The 14,260-nt window shown below is 32.3% G+C and carries 11 protein-coding genes; 2 read left to right on the forward strand and 9 right to left on the reverse strand.

Features of this window, described 5'->3' with window-relative positions:
• Positions 1 to 27: 27 nt before the first annotated feature.
• From ACVC08_RS13180 to ACVC08_RS13215, 8 genes are all read right to left on the reverse strand, one after another.
• Entirely contained in the window at positions 28 to 1,278 is a 1,251-nt protein-coding gene (locus ACVC08_RS13180; RefSeq protein WP_452602355.1) for a competence/damage-inducible protein A, read from the reverse strand.
• Positions 1,278 to 1,619: an Hpt domain-containing protein gene (locus tag ACVC08_RS13185; protein WP_452597478.1), complete on the reverse strand. Its 342-nt coding sequence runs from the start codon at positions 1,617 to 1,619 to the stop codon at positions 1,278 to 1,280. Before ACVC08_RS13185 ends, ACVC08_RS13180 begins: the two co-directional genes overlap by 1 nt.
• Complete coding sequence (locus ACVC08_RS13190; protein WP_452597477.1) at positions 1,619 to 2,230, reverse strand: fumarylacetoacetate hydrolase family protein; 612 nt, start codon at positions 2,228 to 2,230, stop codon at positions 1,619 to 1,621. Before ACVC08_RS13190 ends, ACVC08_RS13185 begins: the two co-directional genes overlap by 1 nt.
• Before the next feature lie 2 nt (positions 2,231 to 2,232).
• Positions 2,233 to 3,006 (reverse strand): exonuclease domain-containing protein, encoded by a 774-nt coding sequence (locus tag ACVC08_RS13195; RefSeq protein WP_452597476.1) that lies wholly within the window; start codon positions 3,004 to 3,006, stop codon positions 2,233 to 2,235.
• Positions 3,007 to 3,367: 361 nt separating this feature from the next.
• On the reverse strand, positions 3,368 to 4,678 hold the full coding sequence (locus ACVC08_RS13200) for a dihydrolipoamide acetyltransferase family protein (RefSeq protein WP_452602356.1): 1,311 nt from the start codon (positions 4,676 to 4,678) through the stop codon (positions 3,368 to 3,370).
• A gap of 114 nt (positions 4,679 to 4,792) precedes the next feature.
• Positions 4,793 to 5,890 carry a glycosyltransferase family 2 protein gene (locus ACVC08_RS13205; protein WP_452602357.1) on the reverse strand — a complete coding sequence of 366 codons (1,098 nt, stop codon included), beginning with the start codon at positions 5,888 to 5,890 and terminating at the stop codon, positions 4,793 to 4,795.
• Between the two features lie 17 nt (positions 5,891 to 5,907).
• Complete coding sequence (gene recR / locus ACVC08_RS13210) at positions 5,908 to 6,525, reverse strand: recombination mediator RecR (RefSeq protein WP_452602358.1); 618 nt, start codon at positions 6,523 to 6,525, stop codon at positions 5,908 to 5,910.
• A 113-nt stretch (positions 6,526 to 6,638) separates the two neighbouring features.
• Entirely contained in the window at positions 6,639 to 9,632 is a 2,994-nt protein-coding gene (locus tag ACVC08_RS13215) for a VPS10 domain-containing protein (protein ID WP_452602359.1), read from the reverse strand.
• A gap of 222 nt (positions 9,633 to 9,854) precedes the next feature.
• On the opposite strand from ACVC08_RS13215, the gene ACVC08_RS13220 reads away from it, so the two are divergent.
• The gene (locus ACVC08_RS13220; RefSeq protein ID WP_452602360.1) at positions 9,855 to 11,315 is read left to right on the forward strand and encodes a sodium:solute symporter; all 1,461 of its coding nucleotides are present in this window, start codon (positions 9,855 to 9,857) and stop codon (positions 11,313 to 11,315) included.
• Here ACVC08_RS13220 and ACVC08_RS13225 read toward each other — a convergent pair.
• Entirely contained in the window at positions 11,302 to 11,664 is a 363-nt protein-coding gene (locus ACVC08_RS13225; protein WP_452602361.1) for a CoA-binding protein, read from the reverse strand. The two genes, ACVC08_RS13220 and ACVC08_RS13225, sit on opposite strands and share 14 nt — an antisense overlap.
• Before the next feature lie 111 nt (positions 11,665 to 11,775).
• On the opposite strand from ACVC08_RS13225, the gene ACVC08_RS13230 reads away from it, so the two are divergent.
• Entirely contained in the window at positions 11,776 to 14,247 is a 2,472-nt protein-coding gene (locus ACVC08_RS13230; protein WP_452602362.1) for a TonB-dependent receptor domain-containing protein, read from the forward strand.
• Positions 14,248 to 14,260 lie beyond the last annotated feature (13 nt).

Consider the following 14,260-nt stretch of genomic DNA (forward strand, 5'->3'; position numbering starts at 1 on the left):
CTTTAAGTTATGACAATCAATTTTTTATCAATTTTTAAAAATTTCTTTTTGAAGGGTCTCTAAAGCCTTGTTTACCGCTTTATTTATAACCTTAATGCGATGGTTTCCTAATTCAAATTTATGTGAAATAACACCTTTTTTAGTTGCTAAAGCTATAAAAACAGTTCCTACTTCTGCATCTGAGTCTCCTTTTTCTGGTCCTGCATTTCCTGTTGTTGCTATTGCATAATCTGATTTGTATAGTGTTCTTACATTTTTTGCCATGACTTCAGCAACTTGAGCACTAACTACTGAATGTGTTTTTATAATGTCTTCGGGTACGTCTAGCACTTCTATTTTAGATTGTGTAGCATAAGTAACTAACCCGCCTTTAAAAAAAGCAGAGGCTCCTGCATTTGCTGTAAATACTTCTGCTATTTTTCCTCCTGTGCAACTTTCTGCTGTTGCTAAGGTTAAATTACGCTTGGTTAATTCTTTTCCTAATAAAACTTCTAGTGTTTCATTTTTTTCTTCAAAACCTACAAAGACATCTTGTATTAATGGTAAAACGGCTTCTATTTGCCGTTCTACTTCTGCATTAACCTTTGTTTCGTCGTCTCCTTTTGCAGATAGGCGTAGTCTTACTTTACCTAAGTTTGGTAGGTAAGCTAACTTTATATAATTTGGCAAGGCATCTTCCCAATCACTAATACGTTCTGCCAAAATACTTTCTCCTAAACCATACGTTAATAAGGTTTTGTGTAATATATACGGTCGTTTGTATTTTACTTTTAGCTTTGGTAATACCGCATCCTCCATTAGCTTTTTCATCTCAAAAGGCACGCCTGGCATGGATACAAAGACTTTATTCTCTTTTTCAATCCACATTCCTGGTGCGCTTCCAACGGTATTCATTAGCGCTATAGATTTGCTAGGTATTAATGCTTGATCTTTATTAACTTGTTGTAATGGCTTTTTTATATAGGTTTTCCAAAGCCACTCAATATTTTTTAATACAGCGTCATCTCTAACTAAGGTATCATCAAAATATTCTGCTATAGTGTGTTTAGTTATATCATCTTTGGTTGGGCCTAAGCCTCCTGTTATAATAATGATATCTGCATTTGTTTCTGCTTCTGCTAAGGCTTTTAATATGTGCGCCTTTTCATCTTGTATAGATGTTATTTGGTATACCGAAACGCCTATACTATTGAGAGCCTTACCTATATATGCTGAATTTGTGTCTACTATTTGCCCAATGAGAATTTCATCGCCAATAGTAATTATTTCTGCTTGCATTATATATTAAAATCAGATTTTAGTTCTTCTGAAGCATTATTTATTGCATTTAACACTGTATTTAATTGTTCGGTAACATCGTCTTCAGCTTTTTCAAACTTACCCCAATCTTGCACTTCTATTAATAAGTCTAAAACCCCTAACTCGAACATATCTATAGTTGGTTTCATTTTATGCGCAGTTTGGTAAGTTGCTAAATAGTTTTTATCTGTTACGGCTTGTTTTAGTATTTCTGCATCTGCTGGTACTTCTTCTAAAAAAGTTTGTGCTAATGCTAAAATAAAACTTTCGTCATTATCTGCTAATTCCCTTAATCGATGTAGTTTGTAGTGTTGTTCCATTATTTTACTGTAATCGAAAATAATTCTTTATCCTCGATATATCCTTTTAGTTTATCATTGGGGCTCACCTTGCCAACTCCGGCTGGTGTTCCTGTAAAGATAATATCTCCAATCTTTAAAGTAAAATATTTTGACACATATTCGATTAACTCATCAATTTTCCATAACATTAAACTTGTATTTCCTTGTTGTACAGTAACATCATTCTTTTTTAGAGAAAAATTAATATTATCAAGGTCTTCAAAATCGTTTTTAGGCAACCACTCACCTATTACAGCTGCTCCATCAAAGGCTTTTGCTTTTTCCCAAGGCAATCCTTTTGCTTTTAGTTTAGCTTGTAAATCTCTTGCTGTAAAGTCTATACCTATGCCTATTTCGTTGTAATATTTATGAGCAAATTTTTTATCTATATACTTACCTACTCTATTTATTTTTACTAAAATTTCCACTTCGTGGTGAACATCGTTAGAAAATTCTGGTATAAAAAAAGGCTGTTTTTTAAGTAATATTGCCGTATCTGGTTTTAAAAACACAACGGGATCTGTTGGTTTTTCGTTTTCTAATTCTTTAATGTGTTCGGTATAGTTTCTACCTATGCATATTAGCTTCATAATTACAGCTTATTATTAAAGGCTCTTAATTTTATACTTGTTAGTACCTTTTTTGTATATAATGGAAAATCTGCATTTAGCAACCAACCAAAATACCCTGGTTCTTTATCTAACACATCTAACACTCGCTTTCCTTTATGCTTACCAAAAGAGAAACATTCTTCTCCCTCTTTATTAAAACTTATAAATCCCGCAAAATCAGCAAACTTTTTGTGAGAGCTAAATTCTGCTAAAAACTTAGTGTCATTTTCTACCTCATCGTAGCGTTCTATTTGCGCTTTTAATACTTCGTACGTTGCTAGTGTATCTGCTTCGGCTGTATGTGCATTTTCTAAATCTTTATCACAATAAAACTTATAGGCTGCTCCTAGTGTTCTTTTTTCCATTTTATGAAAAATAGTTTGTACATCTATGGCTACACGATTTTTCATATCGAAATCTACATCGGCACGTAACATTTCTTCTGCTAATAAAGGGATATCAAATCGATTAGAGTTAAATCCTGCCAAATCCGAATCTTTAATCATGGCATGTATCTCTTTCGAGAGTTCTTTAAATGTTGGTTCGTTTGCAACACGCTCATCTGTTACACCATGTATTAAGGACACTTCTGGCGGTATAGGCATTTCTGGGTTTACTAACCATGTTTTACTTTCTTTATTCCCGTTTGGGTAGACTTTTAGTATTGATATTTCTACCACTCTGTCTTTAGATATATTAACTCCTGTTGTTTCTAAATCAAAAAAACAAATAGGTTTCCTTAAGTTTAATTCCATGTAATTAGTGTATGTGTTATGCAAATATAATTCTATTATGTTATTTTCACTTTTAAAATAGCACATTTTAAGAAGTTGTTTTATTGCTTTACATCTAATATTTTGTAACGATTAGCCTTTTCTAATTTATTCAAGAATATAGCATTACTTGCCATATGAAGGGATTTTTTTATTAATTATGATATTGTTAATTATATAATTACTTCGTTTTAAAAATGATTATAAATTACCTGACTTTTTTATTAAAAAATTTAAATTCTGGTTAGCTTATTTTAGTACGTGACATATTAACAAAAAAAGCACAGTCCTAAAACTGTGCTTTTCTATATTATTATGAATTCCTGTGTACACAGGGGGTTTGTTATAACTCTCTATTACTGTCCCAAGCTTCTAAATAATCTTTAACAGCTTTTACAAATTGTCCTCCAAGTGCTCCGTTTACAACACGATGGTCGTAAGAGTGAGACATAAACATCTTGTAACGAATACCTATAAAATCTCCTTCTGGTGTTTCTATAACTGCTGGTACTTTACGTATTGCTCCTAAAGCTAATATACCTACTTGTGGTTGGTTTATTATAGGTGTTCCCATAATACTCCCAAACGTTCCTACATTAGTAACAGTGTAAGTTCCGCCTTGTATATCGTCTGGTTTTAATTTATTGTCACGAGCTCTGCTTGCTAAATCATTAACAGCTTTAGTCATACCAACTAAATTAAGCTGATCTGCATTTTTAATAACAGGAACAATTAAGTTTCCATCTGGTAAGGCTGCCGCCATACCAAGGTTAATATTTTTCTTTTTTATAATAGTGTTGCCTTGCACAGAGATATTCATCATAGGGAAATCGCGTAATGCTTTTGCAACTGCTTCCATAAATATTGGTGTAAACGTTAAGTTTTCTCCTTCACGTTTTGCAAAATCTGCTTTTACTTTCTTTCTCCAGTTCCAGATTTTAGTAACATCTGCTTCTATAAAACTTTGTACGTGTGCACTTGTTTGTACAGATTCTACCATATGATGCGCAATCAATTTGCCCATTCTAGTCATTTCTATAATCTCATCACCTCCACTCGCTATAACTGGAGCCGTTTCTGTTTTCGCTTGTTTTGGTGCAGATGGTTTTGCAGGAGCAACTGGTGCGGCAGATTGTGCTGCTGGTTGACTTTCTCTGTTTTTTAAATAGGCTAACATATCTGCCTTGGTAACACGGCCATCTTTGCCTGTTCCAGCAATAGCATCTAACTCTGCTTGACCAATACCTTCTTGCTTAGCCATATTTTTAACTAATGGCGAGTAGAAACGATCGCCACTAGACACAACAGCTGCTGCAGTTTCTTTAGCTACGTTTACTGCTTTTTCAACTTCTTGTACAGCAGCTACAGGAGCTGCTTCTGCTTTAGGCACTTCTGCGGTAGCATTACCTTCTCCTTCTGTTTCTATAACAGCTATTGTTTGTCCTACTTGTACAACATCATCTACATTAAAGAGGATTTCAACTAAAACACCGTCTACTTCACTTGGTACTTCGCTATCAACTTTGTCTGTAGCAATCTCTAAGACTGCTTCATCTGCTTCAATAGTTTCTCCAACTTCTTTTAGCCAAGAGGTAATCGTTGCTTCTGCAACGCTTTCTCCCATTTTTGGTAATTTAAGTTCAAATCTTGCCATATTAATAATCTAAAGCTGTTTTTTTTGTTTCAGATTGCAAAATTAATAAAAAATAGCTTATTTCTTTATCTATTCAATACAATTTTGAGTTTCTAAATTTTAATAAAATGATTCTTAAAAGGTTATCACTTCTCCTCTACTTTTAGAGGAGTGACTTCCAAGGATAAAATTACTACTTTTTGGAAGTATTTTAAATGTGATGCCTTTATTTTTTTCTGAATTTGTTATTTGTTCAATTATAGCCTTGTAACTCACCGTATTTGCATTAAAGATTACTTGTGTATTTTCTGTAATTGGTGTTTCAACTGAAGCTAAAATAACTGGTTTTGATAATTTAGACTCTAACGCGTTATTATTTGCATTAGAAATAAATGCATATTGTTTTACTACTGGTAATACTTCTTCTGTATTATTACTTATAAACCTTGCCGATTGGATACCCAACCAAACTAAAGCATCAAATAGTAGATTGTTTTTAAAATGCTTTTTATAAAAAATCTGCATGGCTCCATAAAAGCGTTTAGCATAGGTCTTATCTTTTAACGTACTCTCTCCTTTATAATGAATGATTGTGGTTTCGCCATAGTAGTAACTCGTGTAACCCGCTTTAATAATTTTATAGGACAGATCGATATCCTCCCCATACATAAAGTAATCTTCATCTAGACCATTTACTTCTTTATATACTTTTGTTTTTATTAGCATAAAAGCGCCTACAAAAATAGCTGTTTGCCCAATAGCATTCTCATCAAGTGTATTTACATAGTAACTATTAGCGTTTCCTAATATTTTTTTAATTGCTATGCTTGGCGTAGGGATGTTTCGTTTACTTTCTGGTAAAAAATCGCCATTACCATCTACTAATTTGCAACCTACTATGCCTACATTCGTTTTACTATCTGCAAAATTTAATACTTTTTTAAATGTATCTTCTGCAACTACGGTATCTGGGTTTAAAATACATAAATATTCGCCTTTAGCTTCTGCAATACCAATATTGTTCCCTTTAGAAAAGCCAAAGTTTTCTTTATTCTCTATCAATTTTACATTAGGAAACTTAGTTTTAACCATACTACAACTCTCATCTTTAGAGTTATTATCTACGACTATAATTTCTGCATCTAAACCAACTATTGCGGCTTCTACACTTTGTAGACACAGCTCTAAAAAGTTGCAGACATTATAATTTAGTATGATTACCGAAAGTTTCAAAAAATAAGAATTAAAGTTTAATGCTTTAAAGAGGCTTCAAACGGAATACGGTTTAAAATGCTTCGCCCTAACGTAATTTCATCTGCATACTCCAATTCATCTCCTACCGAGATTCCTCTTGCAATTGTAGACATTTCTACTTCTAACCCTTGTATTTGTTTATAAATATAAAAATTGGTAGTATCGCCTTCCATTGTAGGACTTAATGCAAAGATTAGTTCTTTTACTTCTCCTGCCTTCACTTTTTCTACTAAACTAGTTATGTTTAAATCATGAGGACCAACACCATCTATAGGAGATATTTTCCCGCCTAAAACGTGATACAATCCTTTATGAGATGCTGTATTTTCTATAGCCATAACGTCTCTAATATCTTCAACCACACATATAATTTCCTTTTTACGCATAGGATTAGAGCAAATCTCGCAGATTTCTACATCACTAAGGTTGTAGCAAGATTTACAGAATTTTAAATCGTTACGCATAAGTTGCAATGCTCCTGCTAATGCTGTTGTTTGTTCTTTTGGCTGGCGCAATAAATGCAATACCAAACGTAAAGCTGTACGTTTACCTATTCCTGGTAATTGCGATACTTCGTTTACAGCATTTGATAATAGTTTAGATGAAAATTCCATAGTTGCGAAATTACAATTTTTTAACCATTTCTATTATGTAAAAAAGCCCAAAACAAGAATCTTGTTTTGGGCTTATATGTTGTGTTATTTAATTAAAACTATTGTATCTCTAATTATTTTATAATTATTTTTTTAGTAATTAATCCTTTTACTGTATTTACACTTACAAAGTATAAACCTGCAGCATAATTAGAAGTGTTTATTTTTAAATTATTAGTTAAATCTTTATTTTTTGTATAATATACCAGTTTCCCCAAAGTGTTATATAGTTTTACAGACACCTTTTCATTTTTATCCCATGATAGGTTAACAGCGTTAGTTGCCGGGTTTGGATATATTGTTAAAGTATTTAATACCGTAACTTCATCTACACTTAATTGTGATTCGTATAAATTTGTTCTCCATAATCCACGCCCATATGTACCTGCATATAATTTATTATTTGCTGTATTAATTTCTAACTCACTAATTTCTACATTAGGCAAATTATTACTAAACGATTGCCAATCTGCAAGTGCATTTGAAGTATCAATATAGAATACACCATAGTTCATTCCTACATACAATCCTTCTTGTAAGTAATCTGACCACACTAATGCTAATGCATTAAAATCTGGTAAGTTTTTTAAATAAGAAGTCCAAGTTGTTCCTCCATCTGTACTTACATATACTTTTTGGTTTCCAGTTGTTGCTATTGCTATTTTATTAGCATCTGTTGGGTGTATTGCTATAGAATTAATGCTACCTGTAAAACCTGTTACTGCTACCCAATTAGTGTTTCCTCCATTACTTGTTTTATACAAGTTACTTCCTATTGCAGCATACATAATGTTGTTGTTAGATGGTGCTATTTTAAGGTGATTTAAGTTTGTTGGGTTAGTACCTGGTATAAATACTTGAGATATTGCTGTCCAGTTATTCCCTCCATTTGTAGATTTATATACTTGATCGTAACCAGAATATATTGTATTTTGTACTGTAGGGTCTTGCTCAAAAGGAGTTATCCAATTCCCCGATTTACCATCTGGTGATGGTAAACCAAATCTAGTTTGTCCTTGGTTTGTAGATTTATTTAGCGATCCAAACTGAACCGTTCCATATAAAATATTCCTATTATTTTTATCTACAAAGGTTTCCATTCCATCTGCTCCTAACCAATCGTTCCAGTTACCTGTATCGTTATACACAGATGTTCCGTTATCTTGAGAACCTCCGGTTACTACCTCTGGATCTGTTTGGCTCACTCCTATTTTATAAAACTGTCTAATTCCTAAACCATTTGTAAGATCTCTATAGTAAGTACTATTAACTACTAATGGATTGTCTGCGACAAATATTCCGCCATCACTTCCTACGTAAAGTTTCCCTCCTACGTATTCTAAAATATCTATATCTGCATGGCAATATCCTATATTTTCACTTGCTGCATTTCCTGGTATCCATTGAGAGGTAATATTAAAACTTACACCTCCATTTGTAGATCTCCAAGATAAAATTCCTGCGATGTGTACATCGTTTACATTATTAGGATTTACTGCAATGTCCATATCTCTTGGTGCTTGCCCACTGTTATCATTTGCTGTAGAACTGTAGCCAAAGTAGTTATTGGTTCCGTGGTCTAATTTCACGAAGGTTTCTCCACTATCTTCAGATTTGTAAAACCCTCCAAACACACTATTAGAGGCTTCTAAAATGTAAACAACCTGATCATTATCTACTGATACTCCCATCATTTTTGGCCCACTACTTAAAGGAGAATTTGAATTAGATTCAAATCCATTTTCAAAAAGCACACCTAATGTAGGGTCTTCTATACTAATATCGTCTAGTGTTAAACCTCTTCCGTAGTTAGATTTCCCTTCGAATGCAATGTAATATTCTGCTGAAGGGTTTGGTAAATTAATTGTAATGTCTTCCCAAGCATTTTTCTCTGTTGTATAGTTTGCTAATTCTGTCCATGCTCCTGCTGCAGATGTTTTATATACTATTTTTAACTCGTCTATATCTCCTGACCAATTAACATTTGTGTACGAGAATTTAAGTTGTGGGTTTGTAGCACCTGTTAAGTTTTGTACTGGAGCTATTAATCGTGTTACTGGGTGACTAAAATTACCTACATAAAAGATTCCTAAATTGCTTCCTGTTTTTGCTGATACTGTTCCATTTTGGTTTGTTCCAGCAGTTTGCCAATTTGTTGTTCCAGATACGTATTCTTGACTGTAAGCATTTAATGGATCGTCTGTTGTAAATGTAACACCTCCATCTGTAGATTTAAAAAACTTATTACCTGTAGCATAGATTGTACTTGTAGTTCCTGGTTTAAACTCTATATCATATCCATTTGTAGCTAAAGGGTGAATAATGTTCCAACTAGCTCCAGAATCTGTAGACTTATATATTCCGCCACCTTGAACACTACAATACATTTTGGTTGCATCTGTAGGATCTATTAAAATTTTATTTACACTTCCATCACCTGTGTCTGCTAGCAAATTCCATGTATTTCCAGAATCTGTAGAACTGAATATATTCCCTCCAGATGATCCCCAAAAGTAGTTAGTATTATCTAATGGGTTTATTGTTAAAGCAGAAACTCTTAAGTTAGATAAATTGTCTGTTAACACCGCCCAAGTTGCACCTCCATCTGTTGTTCTCCAAACACCTCCAGAAGCTCCTCCAACAATAATATGGTTTGTATTTGCTGTTTCTACGCTAATAGATGTTATTCTACCAACTCCTGGATTCCAGCCACTTGTTGCATTCCAATATGTTGGTCCTAATTGCTCCCAAGCCCCCTCAGTTGTTCTAGCCAAACCACTTATATTACTATTTTTATTTTTATTGTACTTTTCTAATTCATTATAATAAAAATCGGCAGATTTAAGGTAGCCATTTTCATCCATATTTCTTAAAGCATTATACTCCCATCTTTTATATGGTTTATAACCTTTACCTCTCTCTTTTCCTACTTTAGCAAAATAAGCTTCTGCTTTTACTTGAATTTCTTGTACAGTGTAAGTTCCTTTTAATATCATTTCTTTGTAGTCTTGAGACCAAGCCGTAGATGCAAAAGCGATAATAAAGAATAAATTGATAAAATGTTTCATTTAAAATAATTTTGTTTTATAGATTATGAGGAGTCTTTTTTATTAATACTTAATTATAACTAAGTAAACAGTTTATGCATAGTTTACCCTAATAAAAAAACCATTACTTAATATTTTTTTTATTGATAACACTTATGCCTTACAAATAAATGTGTTTCATTTAAAAAACGAAGTGTTTAGAATGTAAAAATACTATTTTAGCATTGAAAAATAAAACAATTCATGAAACCATTACACATATTACTTTTAATAATCTCTTACTTTGCTGTACTTGTTATAATTTCCTACTTTACTGGTAAAGAAGATTCTAACAATGCTTTTTTTAAAGCTAACAAATCTGCCCCATGGTATCTGGTCGCTTTTGGTATGATAGGTGCTTCTCTTTCTGGTGTTACTTTTATATCTGTTCCTGGAGCTGTAGAAACTAAACAGTTTGGTTATTTTCAGGTTGTTTTAGGCTATTTTGTTGGGTATTTGGTTATTGCTTATGTCTTATTACCATTATATTATAAATTAAATTTAACGTCTATTTATACTTATTTAAAAGATCGTTTTGGTAAAACAAGCTACAAAACAGGCTCTATTGCCTTTTTAATTTCTAGAACAATTGGTGCTGCTTTTCGTTTATTTTTAGTAGCAAAAGTGTTACAGTTATTGGTTTTTAATCAATTTTCTATACCTTTTCCTATAACTGTAATAATTACCATTGCCTTAATTTGGCTATATACATTTAAAGGCGGAATAAAAACTATTATTTTTACAGATACGCTACAAACCTTATTTATGCTTATTTCTGTAATTGTAGCTATTGTATTTTTGGCTCAGGCTTTGGATTTAAATAGCATCTCTGAAGTCTATACAAATGTAAAAGATAGCGCCATGAGTAAAGTTTTCTTTTTTGGAGACTCTAACAATCCTCAATACTTTATTAAAAGTTTTCTTGCTGGTATATTTATTACTATTACTATGACTGGACTAGATCAAGACATGATGCAAAAAAACTTAACCTGTAAGAATATAAAAGAGGCTCAAAAAAACATGGTATCTTTTAGCATTGTCCTCGTTTTTGTTAATTTATTATTTTTAGCATTAGGCCTTATGTTAACTCAATATGCTACTCAAAATGGAATTACTGCTACAAAAGATGATTTATTCCCTACCATAGCTATGTTACCAGAAATAGGCATTATTACTTCTGCATTTTTCCTTCTTGGTTTAATAGCTGCGGCATACTCTAGTGCAGATTCTGCTTTAACCTCTTTAACTACTTCTTTTTGTATTGATATTATTGAATTAGATAAAAAAGCGAAGTCTAAACAAAAAACAATACGTAAGCAAGTACACGTTTTATTTAGCATTATACTTGTTGTTGTTATTGTTATTTTCCATTATATTTTTACAGATGTCTCTGTTATTTGGGAGTTATTTAAAGCTGCAGGCTATACTTACGGCCCTTTATTAGGTCTATTTGCTTTTGGTATTTTAACTAAAAAGTATATAAAAGACCAATGGGTCTGGCTCATTGCTTTAATTGCTCCTATAGTATCATATATTATGAACATGTTCTCTAAGGAACTCCTGTTTGGTTACGAGTTTGGGTTCGAAATATTAATAGTTAATGGCTTATTAACTTTTATTGGTCTTTTATTTATTTCTAAAAAAACGACAACTAATATTGGTTAGAAGATAGTAATACCAGCGTACACGCAATCTCAAACTCAATATTATGCTCTTTTAGAATAGTATACAATATTGAATTTTCTGTTCCTGGATTAAAAATAACACGCTTTGGTTTTAAGGATACAATATAATCGTAATACTGTTCTTGACGTTTAGGGTTTAAGTACAATGTTATTGTATCTACAGCATTATACTCTTTTAACTCGGTATCTATAAATACGCCGGCAACTTCACCTGCCCTTAAACCAAGAGCAACAACATCATGATTGTAATTTACTAATTTACGTATAGCCATATTAGAATAGCGATTGGGTTTTAAAGAGGCGCCGAGCACCAATGTTTTTTTAGTCATAAAATGTTAAAATATGTTAAGTATTGTTAAAACTAGTAACAGAATAAAAAAATAGGAGTCTTAACTGTATTACTAAATTACATCAATCAATCATAAACACAATCAATCAAGATGAAAAAACTACTCTTGTTAGGTGCTTTTCTAATCACACTAACAATCCAAGCACAAACTTCAGTAAAAAAAGAGTTTCTAAAATCTGGAACTATTACTGGTAAAGTTTTAGACGCAACATTAAACGAACCCTTACCTTATGTTAGTATTGTAGTAAAAAATACAAAAGGAGAAATCATTACTGGAGGTATTACAAACGATAATGGAATATTTAAAATTGAATCTATTCCAGTTGGTAAACATAGTGTAAGCATTCAATATGTAGGTTATAAAACCATAACTTTAGAGGCTACAATAGATAAAAAAAATACAACAGTAAATTTAGGCGTTATTAAAATTGAAGAAACAGCCACCGGACTGGACGAAGTTACAATTGTTGCAGAAACCTCTACGATACAACAAAAAGTAGATAGAAAGGTTATAACTATTGGTAAAGATTTAGCAGCTACAGGAACGGCTTCAGAACTTATGGTTGGTATTCCTTCTGTAAGTATAGACCAACAAACTGGAGACATTAGCCTTCGTGGCAACCAGAATGTACGTGTTATGGTAGACGGCAAATTATCTAATATTCCTACAGCTCAATTATTAAGACAAATTCCTTCAACAGCTATTAAATCTATTGAATTAATAACAAACCCATCAGCAAAATATAATCCTGAAGGCATGAGTGGTATTATAAATATTGTGCTACACAAAAATACCTTAATAGGTTTTAATGGTAACTTTAGTATTGGGTTAGCACACGAGGAACAAGCCAAATTTAATAGTGCTTTAGGTTTAAACTACCGTAACGGAAAATTTAATCTCTACGGAAATTACAGCAACAATATTTCAAAAAATCAAAATCGTGGAAATATTTCAAGACCAGACAATAACTCAGAACAATTGTTTTCGTTTTTAGATAGCAGAAAATCGCATTTATATAAAGTAGGTTTAGATTTTTATTTAAATGATAAAAATACGATCTCATTTTTCACTAATCAAAATGTTTCAGATAATAGTACTTTAGGCTCTACAAAAGCATTCTTTTTTGATGATAGTAATTTCAATCAAAGCCAAACCTTTGTATCTAAAGATGATAATAGCTCTTCTCAATACAATTTCGATTACAAATTAGATTTCGAAAAAGAAGGCCATAATATAGAACTAGAAGCAGATTATAATATTTACGATAGTAAAAACCCGTTAAACTATAAATTTCAATTAGGAAACACCAACGACTTTAGAGATTTTAATGAAACAGATAGAGAACGTACCACGATTAATTTAGACTATGTAAATCCGTTATCTGAAACAACCAAATTAGAATTAGGCTTACAAGCACGTTTATTTAACACAGACATTAGTTATGCATCTACTGGAGAATCGTTTAATGCTTCGGGTGATTTAAGACCTACACCAAGTACAGATTTCGATTACACAAGAGATATTTATTCTGCATATGCTAGCTTTAGTAAAAAGTTTGAAAAATGGACTTACCAAATAGGAGCCAGATTAGAAAGTGTTAATGTAGATGCTATAGCTATAGAAAGAGAGGTTAACTCTAACGACATAAACACAATAACCTTTAATAATGATTATTTTGAAGTGTACCCTTCAGCCTTTTTTACGTATACACCTTCTGAAAAAAACTCTTACCAATTAAGCTATAGTCGTAGAGTAGACAGACCTGGTATTGGGCAAGTAAACCCTATTAGAGAATGGGCTACACCATTACTATCCTCTTTTGGTAACATTAATTTAGAGCCACAATTTACCAACTCTCTAGAAGTTAATTACACAAGACAATTAAAAAAAGGAAGTGTTACTGCTGGCGTATTCTACCGTTTAATATCAGACGAAATAAACAGGGCCTTATTTGTAGACAGAACCGATGTAAACTCTGGCCGATTAATTTTAACACATGACAATTTTGATGATACAGCAGCTTATGGGTTTGAATTATCTAGCAATTACCGCCCTACAACTTGGTGGAGTATTAATGGTAGTTTCGATTTGTACTCACAAAAACAAAAAGGAATTTCCGAGCGTTTAAATGCACCTATAGAAACAGCAACAGTTAATGATATTATTACAGATGTTTCTGAAGTAACTAATGTTGCATGGAACTTTAGAATGTTTAACAATTTTAAAGCCACTAAAACATTATCATTTACAGCTTTTGGTTTTTACAGAGGAAAAAACAAAACCTTACAATTCGATTTAGAACCTATGTATTTTGTAAACCTTGGTGCTCGTATAAGTTTTGCTCAAGGCAAAGGGTCATTTAGTTTAAATTACAATGATATTTTCGACACTATGGAATTTGCTTTTAATGGTACAAGGCCATTTAGACAAGTTGGTGGATTCAACTGGGAAAGCAATACCATACAAGGAAGCTTAACCTACCGTTTTGGCGGCGGAAAATACAGAGCTAAATCTCGTAAAAACAGAGATGATAACGAAAAATCTGGAGGAGGATTCCTTTAAAACATATTTAATA

It is taken from the genome of Pontimicrobium sp. MEBiC06410 (genome assembly GCF_053601615.1).